This is a genomic window from Geobacter sp. OR-1 (assembly GCF_000813145.1).
Lineage (GTDB): Bacteria > Desulfobacterota > Desulfuromonadia > Geobacterales > DSM-12255 > Geoanaerobacter.
The window spans coordinates 63,252-82,888 of the sequence record NZ_BAZF01000004.1; the positions used below are offsets into that span (position 1 = coordinate 63,252).

At 58.7% G+C, this 19,637-nt stretch carries 12 protein-coding genes; 4 read left to right on the top strand and 8 right to left on the bottom strand.

Features of this window, described 5'->3' with window-relative positions; all coding sequences use genetic code 11:
• Positions 1-11: 11 nt before the first annotated feature.
• Both OR1_RS21395 and OR1_RS05405 read right to left on the bottom strand, forming a co-directional pair.
• Positions 12-4,430, bottom strand: coding sequence for a PEP/pyruvate-binding domain-containing protein (locus OR1_RS21395; RefSeq protein WP_082002816.1), 4,419 nt, complete (start codon positions 4,428-4,430; stop codon positions 12-14).
• A 51-nt stretch (positions 4,431-4,481) separates the two neighbouring features.
• Positions 4,482-7,931, bottom strand: coding sequence for an alpha-amylase family glycosyl hydrolase (locus OR1_RS05405; protein WP_041970523.1), 3,450 nt, complete (start codon positions 7,929-7,931; stop codon positions 4,482-4,484).
• A gap of 177 nt (positions 7,932-8,108) precedes the next feature.
• On the opposite strand from OR1_RS05405, the gene OR1_RS05410 reads away from it, so the two are divergent.
• Both OR1_RS05410 and pnpS read left to right on the top strand, forming a co-directional pair.
• Entirely contained in the window at positions 8,109-8,786 is a 678-nt protein-coding gene (locus OR1_RS05410) for a response regulator (RefSeq protein WP_041970524.1), read from the top strand.
• Positions 8,783-10,552 (top strand): two-component system histidine kinase PnpS, encoded by a 1,770-nt coding sequence (pnpS, locus tag OR1_RS05415; RefSeq protein WP_041970525.1) that lies wholly within the window; start codon positions 8,783-8,785, stop codon positions 10,550-10,552. The genes OR1_RS05410 and pnpS overlap by 4 nt, the downstream gene beginning before the upstream one ends.
• A gap of 7 nt (positions 10,553-10,559) precedes the next feature.
• Here the strand turns inward: pnpS and truC are convergent, their stop codons facing one another.
• From truC to OR1_RS05440, 6 genes are all read right to left on the bottom strand, one after another.
• Positions 10,560-11,354, bottom strand: a complete 795-nt coding sequence (gene truC, locus OR1_RS05420; protein WP_193377087.1) for a tRNA pseudouridine(65) synthase TruC — start codon at positions 11,352-11,354, stop codon at positions 10,560-10,562.
• A 153-nt stretch (positions 11,355-11,507) separates the two neighbouring features.
• On the bottom strand, positions 11,508-13,223 hold the full coding sequence (locus OR1_RS05425) for a methyl-accepting chemotaxis protein (protein WP_041970526.1): 1,716 nt from the start codon (positions 13,221-13,223) through the stop codon (positions 11,508-11,510).
• A gap of 36 nt (positions 13,224-13,259) precedes the next feature.
• Positions 13,260-13,823 (bottom strand): CheB methylesterase domain-containing protein, encoded by a 564-nt coding sequence (locus OR1_RS05430; protein ID WP_041970527.1) that lies wholly within the window; start codon positions 13,821-13,823, stop codon positions 13,260-13,262.
• Complete coding sequence (locus OR1_RS05435) at positions 13,824-14,204, bottom strand: two-component system response regulator (protein WP_193377088.1); 381 nt, start codon at positions 14,202-14,204, stop codon at positions 13,824-13,826.
• Positions 14,110-15,495 carry a PAS domain-containing sensor histidine kinase gene (locus OR1_RS21400; RefSeq protein ID WP_082002817.1) on the bottom strand — a complete coding sequence of 462 codons (1,386 nt, stop codon included), beginning with the start codon at positions 15,493-15,495 and terminating at the stop codon, positions 14,110-14,112. Before OR1_RS21400 ends, OR1_RS05435 begins: the two co-directional genes overlap by 95 nt.
• A complete protein-coding gene (locus OR1_RS05440) occupies positions 15,473-18,166 on the bottom strand; it encodes an ATP-binding protein (RefSeq protein WP_041970529.1) in 2,694 nt (897 codons plus the stop codon). Before OR1_RS05440 ends, OR1_RS21400 begins: the two co-directional genes overlap by 23 nt.
• Positions 18,167-18,254: 88 nt before the next feature.
• On the opposite strand from OR1_RS05440, the gene OR1_RS21955 reads away from it, so the two are divergent.
• Both OR1_RS21955 and pstS read left to right on the top strand, forming a co-directional pair.
• The gene (locus tag OR1_RS21955) at positions 18,255-18,539 is read left to right on the top strand and encodes a hypothetical protein (protein WP_152609817.1); all 285 of its coding nucleotides are present in this window, start codon (positions 18,255-18,257) and stop codon (positions 18,537-18,539) included.
• Positions 18,540-18,581: 42 nt separating this feature from the next.
• On the top strand, positions 18,582-19,601 hold the full coding sequence (pstS, locus tag OR1_RS05445; RefSeq protein ID WP_041970531.1) for a phosphate ABC transporter substrate-binding protein PstS: 1,020 nt from the start codon (positions 18,582-18,584) through the stop codon (positions 19,599-19,601).
• Positions 19,602-19,637: the final 36 nt, after the last annotated feature.

Here is a 19,637-nt window from a genome sequence, read left to right on the forward strand (position 1 = left end):
AACAAATCCGCTCATTTACAGCAGATCACACCTTGGCTGACAATATCTGCCATCAACCGGAACTCCCCTGCCAGGTCGACAACCCGCACGTACTCGGCAAACCCGGCATCATCGGGGAGCAGATCGGCCAGGCGGTTGGGAAGCTTTGCCAGCAGCTGTTCGTTGGTCATGCACCCCTTCTCCTCGGGATACACGGCGACGTAGAAAATCCCCGATTCGACCAGATCCTGGAAGAAGTGCGACCCGAACGAGAGTTCCGGGGCAAGGCTCCCGGCAGAGAATGACAGCTCGGCAAGGGCCGCCATCCGGTCGATCTCGGCAAACCGGACCGGGACACCCATCTCCGGCGTCGTGGTCCCGAGCCGTCCGGGGGCCATCAACAGCGTCGGCAGCTCCTCGCGCGACGGGGCCAACCGGTTGAGACGGCCGACGATCCGGGCGATCTCATAACGCTCATTTAGCGGCAAGGCCAGGAATGCACCGCTCGGGATATGAATGACCCTGCGAATCGGCATATGGATGCTGCCACCCAGGAAATGCCCATGGGACCGGAAAAGCACCGCATCTTCAGGCAGGTCGCCAGGGATCTCGACCCTTCGCACCTGAACGCCCCTGGTCTGCAGCGGCCGGCACTGGACCAGGTTGATCCGCAGCCCGCCGCTCCAGGACGAGGTCGCAGTGAACTCCACGTCCACCGGGTAATCATAGGCCCGTTCCAGGGTGGCCAGGAGCCGCCCCATGATTTCCGGGAAATCCTGCCCGCTAAGGAGCCGATCAAAGGTCAGTCCTTTTTCGACCCCGCTCCCGCCACGCCGCGGCAGCGTGGTGCCGTACGACCGGTACACCTCAGGCAGCGGCACCCCTTCCGCCAGCAGGGTGGCGATCGGCATGGTCCGGCACTCGTTCTCCTCGATGTCCAGCAGGTCGATCTGGCGCTGGCTGAACCGCTGGCAGCTCTCCGGGGTGCCGAACGGCACCATGGCCGGATGATCCAGCGATACGATCCGGGTATAATCGCCCGCTACCCGCGCAGTGGCACGGGTTCCCAGGCCAAACACCAGCCGCAGCATCCCGGCGTGCGGGTCCACGGACTCGTCCCAGACAAAGGTATTGTACGACAGGCCGACTCCGGCGATCTCCGGGAAGAAGTACCGGCCATGGTAGGCCCCGGCAACCCGCTGCACCAGGAGCGCCATTTGCTCCTCCTGTTGGTCCAGTCCCCGCTGCAGCCGGTACTGCAGGGCATCTTCGCTCATGGTGCTGGCATAGGCCAGCCGTACTGCCTCTTCGAACTGGCAGTAACGCTCTTCCGGCGTCCCCTGGTTTACGCAGAAGAAGCTGCCGTACTTGCCGGCAAAGGCATTGCCGAAACCGTCCTCCTGCAGGCTGCTGAGCCGCACGATGATCGGGTACTGGCCGAAATATTCCAGCAGTTTCTGGAACTCCTCGCAGATTCCAGTCGGGAATGAACCGAGCAGCAGGAGCTTGCGCAGCTTGGCCGCCCCTTCCAGGTACCCCTCCGGGCTCTTGTGCTCCATGAACACCTTCCACCAGCCGTTATGGACCAGATAAGTGTGGAACAGGTCCGAGCCGATGAAAAACGAATCATGGGGTTCCAGCACGCCGGTCCAGTCGAACTCCTGGTCCCGCTCCAGGATGGCCCTGGCAACCACCATCCCTGCGGCCTTGCCGCCGATGTACCCGGTGCCGATCATCCGTTCCTTGATCCAGAGGAAATCCTCCAGGGTGACATGGCGCCGCGCCAGCGCCAGCATCCGCTTATCCGAGCCGAACAGCAACCGGCACAGGTTGTCCACCATCACCTGTCGGCTCCGGTCGCTCCCCTTGCCGCGCGCCAGCTTCCTGGCCTTCATGAACAGCCATTCCCAATGGTCGATATGCGGCACCGCCTTTTCCGCCCTGGTGCCGTGCAGCCCGATGAACAGGTTGGAAGCGTCGCAGCTCGCCTTGACCGGCTCGAAGCGGTCGCCCTGGTGGCGATGCGGCAGGAACATGGTCGGGGAAAAACGCCGCCAGACCTTGAGCGGGTGCAGGATCGACTTCCCCTCGAACCGATGCAGATCGAGCAGCAGCTGGGTGGTGGAGCGGATCCGGGCAATGGTCGTAAAAGGATGGGTCCCCCGGATCAGGGGGAAATATGCGACAGTGTCCAGCTCAAACAGGTAGGGGCAGGTGACGGAAAAGAAATTGCCGATCATGGCATCGGTGGCCCAGGCATCGAGCAGGCTCGACAGGCAGTCGAAGAGGTAAAAGACCTCCCGCCCCTCCTGGCCGATGATTTCATGAAGCTTGACGGTAAACGACTCGAATCCGCGCAGGGCGTCAAGGTTGTGAACCTTGACCATTGCCGGGTCTTCAACCAGCGGTTCGTGGCCGGCAAAGCGGATATAAACGACCCGCCGGCCGGAAGCAAGGGCTGAGGAGACAAACGGCCGGGCATAGTCGTGAAAATCTTCAATCCTGTCGACGCGCCAGACAACATTGTCCCCGAGCCGCAGCCCGCCAAGCACCGAATCCAGACCGGGTAAGCCGCTCGTGACGAACCCGGCGGGCTGCTCCAGGTTCAGTCCGGGAATGACCGGTTCCGGCTCACGCGGTTCCGCGCGGTAACAGGCCAGCTCCTGGCTGACGATGTCGGCCAGCAGGGTAAACCGTTCCGGCAGATCCACAATCCGGATCACCCCCGCAAACCGGGCATCGTCCGGCAGCAGTTCTTCCAGCCGGTTCGGCAGCGCTGCCAGCAGCCTGTCGTTCAGGAAGCAACCTCTGCGTTCCGGGTGCAGGGCAACATAGAAGATCCCCGACTCCACCAGGTCCTGGAAGAAATGGGAACCGAACGAAAGCTCGGGCATCAGGCCACCGGCCGAAAAAGCGACTTCAGCCAGCACGCTCACGCTATTGAACTCGGCAAACCTTACCGGAACACCGAGCGACGGGGTTGTGGTCCCCCATCGCCCCGGCCCCATCAGCAGGGTCGGCAGCTCTTCGCGCGACGGGATCATCCGGTTGAGGCGGCCGATGATCCGTGCCAGCTCATACTTGTCGGAAAGGGTCAGGCTGGTGTACCGTTCGGGATCGACCGAGATCACCCGCTGCAGCGGCTGCACGATACTCCCTCCCATGAAGCTTCCCCGTGACCGGAACAGCGACTCCTCATCGGGCCGGGGCGGTATCTCCACCCGCATCGACTGCACGCCGCGGGTCTGGAGGGGGCGGCACTGGACGATATTGATCTCCAGGTTGCGCTCATCGATGAAGTTGCCGGTAAATTCGACATCCACCGGGTAGCCGTAGGCATTTTCCAGGGTTGCCAGCAGCCGGCGCATGGTCTCGCTGAAACCGGTCCTGGTGAGGAGCCGCTCAAACGTCACGATCAGGCCTGAGACGTCCCGGTTGCCGAACAACTCCAGCGGCAAACGGTGCTCCTGGCCAAGGAGTTCCCGCAGGGAGATGGTGCGGATATCGTTGGCAGCAATATCCAGGAGATCGACGTCCCGCTGGGTAAACCGCCGCAAGTCTTCCTGGTCCCCCATCGGCAGCAGCATCGGCTGGTCAAGGGAGACGATCCGCGGATAATCCCCCTCGACGCGGTCTACGGCCCTGGTGCCGAGCCCGACGACCATCCGGAGCATCCCGGCGGTCGGGTCGATCGATGGGTTCCAGACAAAGGTGTTGTAAGAGATGCCGACCCCGGCAAAGGCCGGGAAAAAATAGTCCCCCTGCCGCCTTCCGGACACCCGCTGCACCAGGATCGCCATCCGCTCTTCCCGGCTGGCCAGGCCGCGACGCAAGCGGTACTGCAGCGCCTCATCGCTCACGGTGCTGAGGTAGATCCTCCGCACGGCTGCCTCGAACTGCCGCAACCGCTGTTCCAGCGGCCCCTGGTTGACGCAGAAAAAACTGTCATACTTGCCGGCAAAGGCGTTGCCGAAGCCGTCTTCCATAAGGCTTGATGAACGGGCAATGATCGGGAACTGGCCGTAATGATCCAGCATCTTGCGGAATTCAGCGCGGATCGCCGGCGGGAACTCCCCTTCAGGGAACAGCTCGCGCAGCCGGGAGGCGCTGCTCAGATACCCCTCTTCACTCCGCTGCTCGCGCATGATATCGAGCCAGCCGTTGTGCTCGACAAAGGCGTCAAAGACCGAGGTCCCGACGAAAAAGGAGTCATGCGGCTCCAGCATCTGTTCCCAGCCGCCGTCCCGGTCGGCCTTGAGGATGGCGCGCGCCAGCAGCATGCCAACCGCCTTGCCGCCGATGAAGCCGCTGCCGATCAGGCGGCGTCTGATCGACTGCAGCTCTTCAACGGAGAAATATCGGCGGACCAAGGCCAGCATCCGTTCCTCGCGCCCCATGAACTGGGCGCAGAGGGCATCTTTGGTCGGATTTGCAGAGGTGTCGGATTTCACGGAGGCTCTTTCAAATTTTCATTGTATTTAGAGGCGGTTCGCGAACCGCCCCTACGGCTTCAGAAACAGGTCTACCCGGTATCCTGCGTTCTCGGCCCGTTTCACCAGCGCTGCGGCGCCCTTGTGCACCGCTTTTTCTCTTGCCGCGGAGACCTTGCCGCTCCTGGCAAGGCCGGCCTCGTTGACGAGCGTGGCCAGTTCAAGCCAGGCGACCAGAAGTTCCCACCGTTCCTTCACGAACCATTCATGCGGCCCGCTGCTATGGCGGCCGATAAAGGGTGCGACATTCCGGTCAACGAGGAGGTCTAACAGCCACTCCTCCTGCTCCTTCAGAGGCAGAGCCAGCAGCTCCTGCCAGTGAAGCATGGCTTTGAACAGGCGGATGATGCTCACCACATCCAAGGTTGCCAGCGGGTCATCCACACCGCCACCCTCGGCATAGAGCTCATCGCGGATCGGCCGGACCAGCCCGAACCGCTCCACCAGTTCGGTGGTCACGGCTGCCGGCTCATCCCCCTGCTCCAGCTCGCCGGTGCGGTGCAGGCAGAGCCAGGCAAAGGCCAGCAGTCGCGCCGTATACCCGTTAACAGGATGCGTCGCTGTTTTTTCCCCGCTAAGGCTTTCCAGGTACAGAAGCTCTTTGGAAACGGCCGTGACAATCGGCTCCGGAGCGCCGGTCAGCCCGGCCAAAGCGGCCAGCTCGCCGAGGAACCGGGCAAGATCGTCACCAAATGCGTCCCGGATCTTTTCCAGGCTTTTTGCGTCCAGCTCACGGAAATCTCCGGAGAGCAGACCGGCATGCCGGTCGAGGATGTCTTCCAGGGTGTCAAGCAACGGGGCAAACCTGACCAGCTTCACCTCTTCGTCAATGCTCTCAACCGGCCGCCCCTGCAGCTGGTGGCAGAGAGTGCCCCAGGTGCCGTATTCGTCGTCCCATATCTCCCGGAAATCCATGAACGCGTGGTATTCGTACGCCTCCATCTCCACGAACAGCCCCTCATTGCAGAGTTCACGGCCGTTGCGGATATATTCGAGACCGGAAGCATAGTCTTTGAAGATGTAATAATGCCGGCCATCCCCCTTGAACCCGAGCGAGTCGCCGAGCAAGGTCTGGCGGAGAGCCATCTCCTCGCCGTTGCCGGTCCTGACCGCAAAAGAGGTGGAACTCCGGAGCCACCCGGATGTCGAGGCAAACCGGTTCTGATAGACAATGATCGCCCGATGGCCGCCGGCCCGGTTGGAGTAGGCGAAGACATCCTCGTTGACCTGATCGCCAACCCAGAAATCGTAGAACACGAAATTGTCGGCGCCGGAGAACAGCCAGCGGCGGCACATGAGCGGGAAGATCCGCCGTTCGTGCTCCCGCACCAGGTGCTCATCCACCGGCTCGTCCCAGTAGGCCCGCTTGTATTCCATCCCGTATTTCTCGTGGAACCCTTCCACCTGGCCGTGCCCCAGCATCGGCAGGCCCGGCATGGTAACCAGCAGGACGCAGGCGCCGAAATACTTGTTCTCCTTGCCGAACTGCTCCACTGCCGTCTTTTCGTCCGGGTTGTTCATGAAGTTCACGAAGCGCTGCAGAACCTGGGGATTGAACTCGAGCACGTTCTTCACGGTCTGGCGGTACTTGGCGTTCTCCTCCATCTTCAGCATGTTCATGAAGGCGCTGTTGTAGACCCGGTGCATACCCAAGGTCCGGACGAAGTACCCCTCCATGAGCCAGAACGCCTCTGCCAGGAGCAGCGTGTCGGACGCCTCGACCGCCACGCGGTCCACCACCTGGCGCCAGAACTCCTCGGGCATGGCGCTATCGAACTGCTCCCTGCTCATGCCGTGCTCGGACCGCGACGCCACGCCGCCGTGCCCCGGTTGCGGGAACCAGAGCCGTTGGTAATGCTTCTTGGACAGGGTCATGGCCGCGTCGAAACGGATGATCGGGAACATCCGCGCCACATGGAGGATGGTCCCGGCAGCGGCCTCGCGCACCTCGGGATTCAGGTAATTGAGCTGGGCCGTGTCGTTCCAGGGGGTGCTGGTGCCGTCGTTGCCGTGATATATGTAACGTGTCCGGCCGTCCCGATGGTCGTAATACTTGAAGACCACGGCGGCATCGCGCCTTTCCCAGTAGCCGTCCTCGATATGCAGGCTGATCTCGGGCGACGAGGAGAGGTCAGGACCGGTGAAGGAATAGCCCGGATACGGCGGGTAATCGAGCTGCACGAACCAGTCCGGGTGCTCGATGGTCCATTTGGAGTAAATGCCGGTGTGGTTCGGAACCATGTCGCTGGCAAGCCTGATCCCCCGTTTCAGCGCCCGCTCCTTCAGGTTCCAGAGCGCCGGCTCGCCGCCGAGATCAAGGGCAATGGTGTAGTCGAAGAGCGAATAGGCCGAGGAGATGGCATCCGGATTGCCGCAGAGCTGCTTGATCCGCTGGGAAGCGGGCGACCGCTCCCAGATCCCGATCAGCCAGAGCCCGGTGACTCCCCAACGGGCCAGGCGGTCAAGTTCTGCGTCCGGTATCCGGTCGAGTGTCCTGATCTCTTCGCCGTACTGCCGCGAGAGCTGCCCCAGCCAGACATAGACCATCTTGGCCAGCAGCACCACGTTCGGCATCCAGTCGGTGTCGGCGGAAAACCGCTCCGGCTCCGGGTAATAATCGTTAACACCGCTCCCCTTGCCGAACTCCAGGACATCGATCCCGCCCGGCTCGCCACGGGGGGCGAAAACGCGGCTCTCCTGCTCCACGACCGCAAAGGCGGTCTGGATCTCAAGCAGGATATCCTCCGGGAGTACGGCCCGCCACTCTCTGCGGATGAACTCCAGCTGATCATACAAGGAGTCAGGCGCCTCCCTGAGCGGCAGCCGCAGCAGTTCCGCCAGAGAGATATCAAACGGCGCCACGGCCGGTGATTTTTCGAGTTCCCGCTCAATGCCGGCGCAGGCCTGCCGGTAACGGCTGGTAGCCGCCAGTTCGGTGTCGTCCAGGATCTCCCGGAAGCTGTCCAGAGCCCGGTTATCGGCCGCCAGACGGATCAGCAGCAGCTCCCGGAACAGCTCATACCGGCGCAGACCTAGCTCGTCAACCCCGATCCATGCCTTGAAATCCGGGGTGTCGCCGGAAAGAACGGCGCCAGGCGGGAATACCGCGCCGAAACGTTCCGCAAGCGCTGCAAATTCGGGTGATCCGAACGGAAAGCCGCTCCGTTCGAGCACTGCCGCCAGCACCCCCGGCTCCTGCTCGCAAAAATAACGGTCGCACAGAATCCGGTAGATCCTGGTCAACAGGGCATAGAGGTTCAGCATACCGGCCTGGACCGGCGGCTTCTGTCGTCCCGGCCTTACCGAGACACGCAGGGCGAGCTCCCGGAAAAACATCACCAGCGGCAACTGGCCGAGGCGGATTTTTTCCGACACCTCCGCCAGACCCATGGTGAGCCAGGAAGCGCTGTTTACCTGGATTTCAAAGGGAAAGTATTTGGTCCGGCTATTATCTGGGGGCATCTGGGTCCTCTGGAATGATTGCGCTGATTCGCGGCATTTGCAGGCTATTACTGGATTATGCCACAGTTACGGGCATTCACAACCTTTTCTTGTTTCACAAATTCTCAGCAAACCGGACACACGCCTGTAACAATCTGCTGATAATCTGTTACCATTTCTCCAGAGGTGCCGGAACAGATGAAAATTCTCATAATCGAAGACGAACGCGACCTGGCCGGGCTGATTGCCTTCAACCTGGAAAAGGAAGGGTATCGGACGGCTGTGGCGACTGACGGCAGAAGCGGCCTTGATCGGGTCTTCAGCGAAAAGCCGGACCTGGTCATACTCGATCTCATGTTGCCGGAAATCAGCGGCATCGAGATCTGCAGGGCAATCCGCAGAAATGAGCGCTGCGCAACCATTCCGGTCCTGATGGTCACTGCCAAAGGGGAAGAGATCGACAAGGTGGTCGGCTTCGAGGTCGGCGCCGACGATTATCTGGTCAAGCCGTTTTCGACCCGGGAACTGCTTCTCAGGGTCAAGGCGATCCTCAGGAGAAGCAGCAATGAAAAACCCGAAGCAAAGGTATTCCGGGCCGGACCGGTTTCAATCGACACCGAATCGCACAAGGTAATGTCCGGCGGCCGGGAGATAACGCTGACCATCACCGAATTCAAACTGCTGCTGACGCTGATGGAGAGGATCGGCAGGATGCAGAGCCGCGAACAGCTCTTGAGCACTGTCTGGGGATACAGCAGTGACGCCGACACCAGGACCGTAGATACCCACATAACCCGCCTGCGCAGCAAACTCGGCACGGCCGGCGACCTGATCAAGACCATCCGCGGATTCGGCTACCGGATGGAGGTTGAATGAAATTCTCTATCCGCTGGAAGATCTTCGCTGCATTCATCCTGCTGACCGCGGCAATGGGAGGCGTGCTGTATGCCTACCTGGTGCCGATCCTGGAACGCCACCTGGTTGTAGACCTGTCGGAGCATCTGTTCAGCCAGGCAGGGATTGCTGCCCTGGCCGTAAACCGGGAGTCCGGGGAGCTGAACCGGTATGCCCCACGGCTCGCTGCCGAAATCGGCAGGCAAAGCAAGGCAAGGGTTACGATCATTGCGCCTGACGGCAGGGTTGCCGGGGATTCCGAAGTCCCGCCCGAAAAACTCGCGGATCTGGAGAATCATAAAGACCGGCCCGAGGTCATCCAGGCATTACAGCAAGGGCGGGGGAGTTCAATACGCTACTCGACCACCCTCCGCTCGGAAATGCTCTATGTCGCGGCACCGATCAACCTCGGGGGAACAGGAACCGGGACCATCAGGCTGGCGCTGCCGCTCAACTCGGTCGACCAGCTGAAGCTCAAGCTCCACTCCACCCTTGCCGTGGCGATCCTGATCGCCGCCCTGATCGCTCTGGCCCTGAGTTCCATCCTCTCCCAGCTCGTCTACCGCCCCATGCGCCAGATATCCCAACTTGCCGCTGAGATCGGTTCGGGCAACCTGTCGCGACGGATCCAGATAAGGCGGGACGACGAATTCGGAGGTTTGGCCAGGGTCATGAACGACATGGCGGAACGGCTGCAGGAGCAGATTCACAGCCTCGCCACCGAGCGGAACCGACTCGATGCCATCCTCCGCTGCATGGGGGAAGGGGTGATGGTCACTGACAACGAAGGGATCATGACCCTGGCCAACCCTGCCTTCTGCGCCCTGTTTGACGTGCAGGAGGAGATCCCGGGCCGGCCGCTCATGGAAATATCGCGTCACCCCGGCCTGCACGACTCGTTCCGGGCATGCCTGCAGAAGAAAAGCGAGCATATCCAGGAGATAACCATCGAGATTCCGGCGGAAAAAATCGTCCTCACCCACTGGGTGCCACTGCTCGATGGCGACAGGGTCAGCGGCGTGGTCGCGGTCTTTCACGATATTACCGAGCTGAAACGGCTGGAAAAGATCAGGAAGGACTTTGTCGCCAATGTCTCCCATGAACTACGTACGCCGGTAACCGTGATCAGGGGTTATGCCGAGACCCTGCTCGGCGGGCTGCTGGCCGAAGACCCGGAACGCTCGCAGCAGTTCCTGTCGGTCATCCTGAACCACTCCGAACGGCTTACCGCCCTGATCTCCGACCTGCTCAGCCTGTCGGAGATGGAATCGGGCAATTTCAACCTGAAACTCGGGCCGGTGGCCCTAGTGACAACAATCCGGCATGCCGCCGAACTCCTGGAAATGGGCAGCAATGAAAAAGGGGTTGCCTTGAAATTGGGGGAGATCCCGGAGCGAACAACCGTGCTTGCCGATCAGAGACGGATCGAGCAGGTGTTTTTCAACCTGCTCGACAACGGCATCAAATACACCCCGGCAGGGGGCGAGGTGAACATCGGCGTCGCCAGCAGCGGCGCCGACGTCACAATTTCCATCAGCGATACCGGGCCGGGGATCCCTCTCCAGAGCCTGCCCCGGATCTTCGAGCGGTTCTACCGGGTGGATACTGCCCGCAGCCGCGAACTGGGCGGCACCGGCCTCGGTCTGGCGATAGTCAAGCATATCGTGCAGCTTCACGGCGGCAGCATCAGCGTGGACAGCCCGCCTGGAAAAGGGGCGATCTTCAGGGTCACGTTGAAAAAACCGTAACTTCCCGTTACCTCCACCCCGGCGGCACGGCATTCAGCCAGCCAAGCCTTGCCAGCAGCGCCATTAATTCACGATCAAGCGGTGCGGTCAACTCGACCGGAACGCCGGTGACCGGATGCGGAAATGTCAGTTCAGCGGCATGAAGCAGGAGCCGGTGCATGCCGAACTCCTCCCTGAAGAACCGGTTGTGCCGCCCCTCGCCGTAGCGGGTGTCGCCGATGATCGGGTGAAAGATATGCTTGAAGTGCCGCCGCAGCTGGTGGCGGCGCCCGGTACGGGGCGACAGCGCGACCAGCGAGTAGCGTGAGGTGTCATAGCGGCCGACCGCCGACTGGAGTTCGATCCGGGCCAGGGTTCTGAAATCGGTCACTGCCGCCTGCCCTTCCTTCTCAATCCCGGTATAGATATGGTCATGCTTGTCCTGATCCTCAACCAGCGGATAATCGATGGTCCCATCATCCGGCGCATAGCCGCGCACCACTGCCAGGTATGACTTCTGCACCGCTCCGGCAGTAAAACTTTCCACGAGAGTTCGAGCGATTTCAGGGGAAAAGGCGAACAAAAGGACGCCGGAGGTCGGCTTGTCGAGCCGGTGGATCGGGTAGACCCTGCGCCCGGTCTGATTGCGGACCGTCTGCAGTGCGAACCGGGTTTCATGCCGGTCGATCGGGCTCCGGTGCACCAGCAGACCGGACGGCTTGTTCACCGCAACCAGGTAATCGTCCTGAAAGAGGATGGGCAAAGCTTTGTCGTTTTGATCGGGGACTGCAACCGGTGGAGAAAGTGCCTGACTTGATTCCATGAGGCGGAGAGTAACAGGTAAGCTCATTAGTTGCAACCTAGCCAGTGTCAAATCGCAACATAGCGGAATCCCATCAGCTTACTGCATGTAACAAAAGCCCCCTGCCGCCGGTATTGAGGCGACAGGGGGCTTGATCCGCACATACTGAATCGATTACATCCTGAACTGGGCGACGATCCGCTTCAACTCCTCTGCCATACCGGCAAGCTGGCCTGCGGCTCCGGCCGTGTCGTTGGCATTGTGCGACGCGCTGCTGACAGCGTCGGTTATTTCATGCATGCTCTTGCTGATCTCATTGGTGGTTGCGCTCTGCTCTTCGGCAGCGGTTGCGATCTGGTTGATCTGGCTGGTCACGTCGGCTATCTGCGCAAGGATCTCCTGCAACGCGATACCTGAACGGGAGGCGTCCTCTGTTCCCCGTTCGACCTCCTTGACCCCCTCCTCCATGGCCCCCACTGCTGACCTGGTTTCCACCTGGATGGTCTTGATCATCTCGCCGATCTCGCGGGTCGCCTTGGTGGTACGTTCGGCGAGCGCACGCACCTCGTCGGCGACTACGGCAAAACCGCGACCCTGCTCACCGGCGCGGGCAGCCTCGATCGCTGCGTTCAGCGCCAGCAGGTTGGTCTGATCGGCGATATCTTCGATTGTGCCGACGATATTGCCGATCTGTTCCGAACGGGTGCCGAGCGATTCCACGGTCTTGGCGCTCTGCTGGACCTTGTCGGCGATCCGCTGAATGCTCTGCACGGCATGGCTGACCACTTCGGAACCGCTGCGGGCGGTGTCGGTGGCACGGTTGGATATTTCAACGGTGCGGATGCAGTTCTGGGCGATTTCCGCCGAGGTGGCGGCCATCTCCTCGCAGGCAATGGCAATGGAGGTCGCCTGGGTGGCAGCCTTCTCCGTGCCAAGGGCAATGGTTTCCGAATTACTGTTGAGACGGTCGGCGGATGAGGCGACCTCCACCGAGTTCTGGTTGATGCGCACAACAATCTCCTTGAGGTTGTCGAGGAAATTGTTGAAGGAATTGGCCAGGGAGCCGGTTTCGTCGTCACGCTCCACCTGAAGCCTGCGGGTCAGATCGCCACCGCCGCTCGCCATCTCTTCCAGACTCTTGTCAACATAACCCAGGGTACGGGTTATGCCCCGGCTTATGAAGTAGCAAAGCAGAAGCATGAACATGGCAAAAGAGATGTTAAGACCTACCAGCAGCCACTTGACGGTATTGACATCCCGCTTGACATCGTCAATATAGATGCCGCTGCCGAGCACCCATCCCCAGGGGGCGTATTTCTGAACATAGGAGAGCTTGGTATACAGTTCAGCGGTCGTGCCCCCGCCCTCCTTGGGCTTGGGCCATTCGTAGTTCACAAACCCGTGATCCGCGCGATCCACCACCTCGTTGAAGGAGACAAAGAGGTTCTTGTTATCCAGTTTTCTGGTTTCCCCGGCCAGACCGTCGATCGATTTCGTGGCCTTGTTGAATTTGGCGTCATCAAGCACCTTGCCGTTCAGCGCCGGAATCGTCGGATGCATGATCATCTTGGGCACCGGTTTGCCGAGATCGTTGATCCAGACATACTCCTTCTTTTCATAGCGCAGCTTCGATATCTGTTCGGCAGCCTCCTTCTGCGCCTGCTCAAGCGGAAGTGCGCCCGCCTTGACCTTGGCATCGTAGAACTCGACAATACCGACAGCCATCTCGACAATGTGGCGGGTGGCGTCCTGTTTTTCCCTGTTGATACGTTTTTCGATCAACGGCAGCAGATAGGCGAACAGGCCTATCATCATCATGATGACGCTGATGACCGAAATCGTCATGATCTTGTACTGAATCCGCCAGTTCCTGAACCTCGTGAACCCCATGATCCCCTCCTTCTCTTGATTCATGTATTCGAGACGCTACCCGAACATCTCCCTCAGCTTGGCCGCAATCCGCTCTATCGGCAGGACAAAATCGATGCTTCCGGTTTCCGCCGCGGCCTTCGGCATGCCGTAAATAACGCTGGTTTTCTGGTCTTGGGCAATGGTGACGCTGCCGCATTTTTTCATGTGCACAATGCCGTCAGCACCGTCACGCCCCATCCCGGTAAGTATTACCCCAACCATTTTGCCCCCTCTTCCGGGGGTGACACTGAGCATGCTCACATCGATGGACGGGCATACGGAATTGACCCGTTCCCCTGCCGCCAGGTGGATTTTCTGGTTGTTGACTAGATAAAGATGCACCCCTCCGGGCGCCAGCAACACCTTGCCATGCTGGAGCGAGTCCCCTTCTTGTGCCAGGCTGACCGGCATGACCGAAACCCTTTGCAACGAGGTTACAAACGATTTGTCAACCAGTGGCGTTATATGCTGCACAATAACAACCGCGGCGTTCAGGACCGGGAGCCTGGGGAAGAGCACTTCCAGAACCTTGAGACCGCCGGTGGACGAGCCTATCATGAGAAGATTGAGGTGTGACATCTATTGGCCCTCACTCCCCATCTGCTCAAAGCAATCGAGATAAGAGCGTATTGAAGCAATGAATTCATATGGCTCGAACGGTTTGGTGATGTAGTCGATTACCAGCTCCTGGAGCCCATCCATCTGTTCGTCAGGGGTATCCAAGGCAGTCAGCATGGAAATGATGTTGCCGGCAAGGAGCCCTTCGCTTTTCATCTCCCGAATGGTTTCCCAGCCATTTTTACCCGGCATCATAACATCCATGAGGATGACCCCCCGGAAACCCTGCCGCAGAAACTGCAGGCATTCATCGCCGCTTGCGGCGGATAGAAGGGCGATCCCTTGGATGTCGAGAAGTTCCCGTACTGTTTTGCGTATGTAAGGCTCGTCGTCCACTATCATCACTTTTTCCGGAAAGCTGTGTAATTCCATTATTCCCCCCTGAACTGAGCGTAAACTTAATAGTGGCGCCCATACCCTTACCCGGGCTCTCAGCCCAGATACGCCCCCCATGATTGATGACGATCTGGCGGCAGATGGCCAGGCCAAGCCCGGATGAACGCAGTTCGTGACGCGAAGGATCGCCCTTGTAAAATTCGTCGAATATCTGCAGGCGCTCTTCATCGTTGAGCCCCATGCCTTCGTCCTGCACGGACACACAGACCAGAGGGCCTTCCGCTTCTGCGGCAATGGTCAGGCTTGACCCTTTGGGAGCGAACTGCATCACATTCTGCACCAGCAAAGAGAAGACTTCCTGGATCTCCGAGCGGTCCGAATGCACGGTTATATCCCGCGGTATGCGGTTTATCACCTTCAGCTCATGCTGATGCACCGGCTCGTCCATTAAGGAGAAAAAGTCATCCACTGCGGAAGCCAGTTGGAAATCGGAAAGATTCAACTTGAAACTGGTCGGCTTGAACCTTTTGGCCAGCTGCATGGAGTTGGCAACCAGTTCACGGATATGCTGCACATTGGCGATGCAGGTCTCCAGCCACTGCCGCTGTTTTTCATCAACCGCCCGTGCAAGTGCCAGGGGAAGAAGCCCGACGAGCGGCGTCAGGGGTGTTTTCAGGTCATGCCCCAAACGGCGGATGAACAGGTCCTTCTGCTTCAGGAGCTCTTCAACCGCCTGCTGCGCTTTCAACTTTTCGCTCACGTTCTGGGTTGTGCCGACAATGGTCAATGGTTTTCCTGCCTGATCGGCAATCACCGTGCCTCTGCTGCAGAAAATTCTCTGCTCGGAATCATTGGCCAGGCGATAATGCACCTCATAGGGGTGCAGCTCGTTGATTGCCCGGAACATGGCATATTTCACCGTTTCAACATCATCGGGATGAACAAGCCGGTAGAACTCGTCCAGGCCAGGCGCCGTTGCACGAGGGGTCAAGCCGAACATCCGGTATCGGTGTTCGGACCAGTATCCTTTGCCGGTCCGGATGTCACGCTCCCAGCTCCCGATCTCGGCAAGCCGTTGGGCATCATCCAGATTTTTCTTCGCCATTGCCAGTTCCGCCTGGTAATGGAGCATTATGGTAATAAGAGCGATGAAAGAGAGCACCAGCCCGCAAACAATGGCGATAAGCCAGTGGCTTTCGCCGATGAAATGGGTAGTGGCTACCAACAGCGCGACAATACCGCCCATGATGGCAGTCAATAGGAGCAGCGGAACTTTAATTGACAGTGACCGTTTCATTTGCAGTTGCCCATGACCGATTCTGCAGCATTGTGGTTACCCGCTTAAGAAATTGTTCCACTGTAAACGGTTTTGACAGGAAATTGATTTCATTCCCCAAAGGTTTGCCCTGATCGAGAATATCGCTGGTGTAGCCGGATACGAACAGAACCGGGAGTTCAACATGGGCCCGGCTGATTATTTCATACAGCTCCCTGCCGTTCATCTCCGGCATGATTACATCCGACACCAGGAGATCGATCTGGTTTTCCGGTATGGCAGCCAAGCTGACGGCATCTGCGGGTGACTCTGCCTCCAGCACCAGAAAGCCGTTGTTTTCCAGTATCTCCCCCATCATTTTACGCACAACTACGTTATCTTCCACCAGAAGGATTGTTTTGCGCCCGGACAGCAATGATTCCGGGGGATGGGCTGATGCAGGGGGAAGCGGAGTGACGCCGGAAACTTCACCAGTGAATTCCGGCAGGTAGATTATGAATGCCGAACCGTCTCCCTCTTTGCTGGATACCTTTATATAGCCGTTATGCTGCTTGATGATGCCGTACACCGTTGCCAGACCGAGCCCGGTGCCGTGGCCGAGAGACTTTGTTGTGAAAAACGGTTCGAACACATGTTTGATCAGTTCATCGGACATGCCGCACCCGGTATCGGAGAAGGCAAAGAGAATATGACGGCCGCTGTGCATACCGGGATGAAGCCTTGTGTATTCATCGTCCAGCAATACATGGCCGGTTTCGATCCTGATGTCGCCTTTGCCTTCAATGGCGTCCTGGGCGTTTATCACCAGGTTCAGGAGGACCTGCTCGATCTGGCCGCGATCAACGGAGACCATGGCATGGGGCTCGGCAAGGCTTAAGGAGATGGCGATATTTTCCCGGATGGTCCGGCGCATGATGTCCTGGAACGATCGGATGATTTCATTCAGGTCCTGGGGCGCCATGACCAGGGTCTGCTTGCGGCCGAAGGAGAGGAGTTTCTGGGTCAGATCCTTTGCCTTGTGCCCGGCCGAAAGGATGCTTTCAGCCTTCCGTTGGTTCCCCTCATCCTTTTCCAGGTTATGGAACAGCATGTCGGCATAGGCGATTATGGGGGTCAGAAGATTGTTGAAATCATGGGCCACTCCGCCTGCCAACTGCCCGACTGCCTCGATCTTCTGCATGTGCAGCAGTTTCGCCTCCAGCTTTTGCCGCGCCTCTTCCTGACGGACCCGGCCAATGGCGATGGCAGCCAGGTGAGCAGCAGCTTCAATCAGGTAAAGATCCTCGGCATCGGGAGACTTTTCTATCTTGTGATAAATGGCAAAAGTGCCCAACAGTTCCTGGTCTGAAGAGATGATCGGCTCGGACCAGCAGGCTTTCAGGCCGGCTTCGCTGGCCGGGGCGAAATTTTTCCAGAACGGATGCCCCTCAATTTTTTCCACTACCACCCTTTTTCTGGTATAGGCCGCCGTGCCGCAGGAGCCGATGCGGGGAGCGATGGGAATGCCGTTAACCGCCTTGTTGTAGGAATCTGGGAGGTTTAGGGCGGAACCATGCCACAACCTTTCGCCAGCCTCGTCGGCCAGCAGTATGGAGCAGAGCGCTCCGGGACATTCCGCTTCCACCATCAGAACGATCTGGTCCAGTATGGTGGTAAGTTCAGCGCCGGTGGCAATACGTTCCAGGAGGTTAAGCCGTGTCTTCAGCTGCTGCTGCTGATCGGAAATCGTCTCCCGGGAGAGGTGCAGATGATCCAGATGCTTGAACAGCATCCGGACCAGGATGATGGCGGCGGCGCTTAACGCGGCGAGCAGGAACACGGTGAGCACGGTACGCCGGTACCAGGCGGACAGCACCTCACCCTTGTCCAGTGATACGACCGCAACTACCGGAAACCGGCTGAGCCTGTGGTATGAAATGATACGTGGCTCGGCGCTGATATCGGATACCTTGGCAAAGGTTCCGACCGGGCTTTGCGGCAGATACCGGGTAAACAGCTGCGTTCCCGTGAAGTTGAATTCATATTCCGTCTTCCCGCCAGGCTCATTCACAATCGGTGCGCCATTTTCTTTTATCAGCCGGATCTTCCCCTTTTTACCCATGCTTTCCTGGGGGAAAAAGTTCTTAAAATACTCCGTATTGAAAGCGATCGCGATCAGATACTCGATGCCGTTGTCCTTATTCCGGATGGGGCGCATCAGGTTGAAGCGCCATTGCGCGGTCAGTCTGCTGAAGAGAGGGTCTGATATGTAGAGTTCCGTCTCCGGGTGTTGCAGAAACTGCCGGAAATATTCCCGATCCGCCACACTCACCTGTTTCGGCGGAAAATAATTGCTGTTTATGAACAACTGGCCGTCCTTGTTGACGAGAAACACCATGCCAATCTGCGGCGCACCCAGGGAATATTGCGTGATGATATCGAACAGCTGCTTCTGATCCATGACGGCAAGCGAAGCATCATTGCCAATCTCGCGAATGATCCCCTTCAAAACCAGGTCCGACTCTGCCAGTGAGCTTTCCGCATGCTCCGCCAATGCCTTGGCGTAGGCAGCCGTAGTGCGCCGGGCCGTTTCCATGGTCTGCCGGTATTCGGCAGTAAAATTCCAGGCGGAAATTGCTGCCACAGCAAAGAGAATTGTGGTAACACCGGCAAAAATTTTCCCTTTGAGATTCTGAATTTGGGGTTCCGGCATCAATCGCTTTCCTGATCCATTTATTCGGTATGTTTAAAATGAAACTCGCAAACGCCTTTTCAGTCAGGTTCCATCCCGGTAGAGGATTATGACGCAGCTTCTTCCCGGCCAAACATTGGTTTATATTCATGCAACTTCTGGGAGACGATGGTGGCCAAGAATACAAACCGGCGCGAACCAACAGCGGTATACAGATATATCAATGGAACTCATCGGGTGTCGGCAGGCTGGACTTGAATATATTTTGCTCCGCAATGAAAAATCGCTACTGCAGGTCATGGTGAGAAAGTTCGCCTCGCAAGGAGATTTTGATGTTTCACCGGATCTTTTCCCGGCTGTAACACAACTGCAACAAAACCCGATTACGATATGATCAACGAAAAGAGACGAAATCATAACGAAAAAGGAGCAATATATGTTCAAAAAGATTGCCGCCATTGCTGCTGCCGGGCTGTTGTCGCTGGCAAGCCTCGCCTCTGCCGAAACCCTGATCAACGGCGCCGGCGCGACCTTTCCCTACCCGCTCTACTCCAAGTGGTTCAGCGAGTACGCCAAGATCGACAAGAGCGTCAAATTCAACTACCAGTCCATCGGCTCCGGCGGTGGCATCAAGCAGATAACGGCCCAGACCGTGGACTTCGGCGCCAGCGACAAGTTCCTCTCCGACAGCGAACTGCAAGGAGCTCCGGGAAAACTGCTTCACATCCCGACGGTCATGGGCGCCGTGGTCGTCACCTACAACCTCCCCGGAGTGCCATCCGGCCTCAAGCTCTCATCCGAAGACGTAGCCGACATCTTCCTCGGCAGGATCACCAAGTGGAACGATCCGAAGATCGCCAACGACAACCCCGGCGTGAAGATCCCGAACAAACCGATCGTGGTCGTACACCGCTCGGATGGCAGCGGCACCACCAGCATCTTCACCGACTACCTGACCAGCGTAAACCAGGAATGGGCCAAGAAGGTCGGCAAGGGACCATCGGTAAAATGGCCGGTCGGCCTGGGTGGCAAGGGTAACGAAGGTGTCGCGGGCCAAGTGAAAAACACCCAGTTCTCCATCGGCTACGTGGAACTGGCCTATGCCGTGGAAAACAAGCTCCCGTACGCCTTCCTCAAGAACAAGGACGGAAAGTTCGTAGAGCCGACCATCAAGTCGATCAGCGCCGCGGCTAGCGGTGCGGCGAAGCGTATGCCGGCCGACTACCGGATCTCGCTGGTCAACCAGCCCGGCAAGGACACCTACCCGGTGGTCGGCTTCACCTGGCTGCTGGTGTACGAGCAGCAGAAGGACAAGGTCAAGGGGCAGAAACTGGTCGAGTTCCTCAACTGGAGCCTGTACAAGGGGCAGAAACTGGCTGGCCCGCTCCTCTATGCGCCGCTCCCGGCAAACGTTGCCAAGATGGTGGATAAGACCATTAAAGGCATCAAGTACTGAAGGCTCAGCGGGGGCATGAATAGTGCCCCCGTATTT

What these genes read in the sequence shown, in the direction of transcription:
- OR1_RS05405 (WP_041970523.1), bottom strand. Translation starts at nt 7,931, where the DNA reads ATGCCCCCAGATAATAGCCGGACCAAATACTTTCCCTTTGAAATCCAG.
- OR1_RS05410 (WP_041970524.1), top strand. Translation starts at nt 8,109, where the DNA reads ATGAAAATTCTCATAATCGAAGACGAACGCGACCTGGCCGGGCTGATT.
- pnpS (WP_041970525.1), top strand. Translation starts at nt 8,783, where the DNA reads ATGAAATTCTCTATCCGCTGGAAGATCTTCGCTGCATTCATCCTGCTG.
- truC (WP_193377087.1), bottom strand. Translation starts at nt 11,354, where the DNA reads ATGGAATCAAGTCAGGCACTTTCTCCACCGGTTGCAGTCCCCGATCAA.
- OR1_RS05425 (WP_041970526.1), bottom strand. Translation starts at nt 13,223, where the DNA reads ATGGGGTTCACGAGGTTCAGGAACTGGCGGATTCAGTACAAGATCATG.
- OR1_RS05430 (WP_041970527.1), bottom strand. Translation starts at nt 13,823, where the DNA reads ATGTCACACCTCAATCTTCTCATGATAGGCTCGTCCACCGGCGGTCTC.
- OR1_RS05435 (WP_193377088.1), bottom strand. Translation starts at nt 14,204, where the DNA reads ATGATAGTGGACGACGAGCCTTACATACGCAAAACAGTACGGGAACTT.
- OR1_RS21400 (WP_082002817.1), bottom strand. Translation starts at nt 15,495, where the DNA reads ATGAAACGGTCACTGTCAATTAAAGTTCCGCTGCTCCTATTGACTGCC.
- OR1_RS05440 (WP_041970529.1), bottom strand. Translation starts at nt 18,166, where the DNA reads ATGCCGGAACCCCAAATTCAGAATCTCAAAGGGAAAATTTTTGCCGGT.
- OR1_RS21955 (WP_152609817.1), top strand. Translation starts at nt 18,255, where the DNA reads ATGACGCAGCTTCTTCCCGGCCAAACATTGGTTTATATTCATGCAACT.
- pstS (WP_041970531.1), top strand. Translation starts at nt 18,582, where the DNA reads ATGTTCAAAAAGATTGCCGCCATTGCTGCTGCCGGGCTGTTGTCGCTG.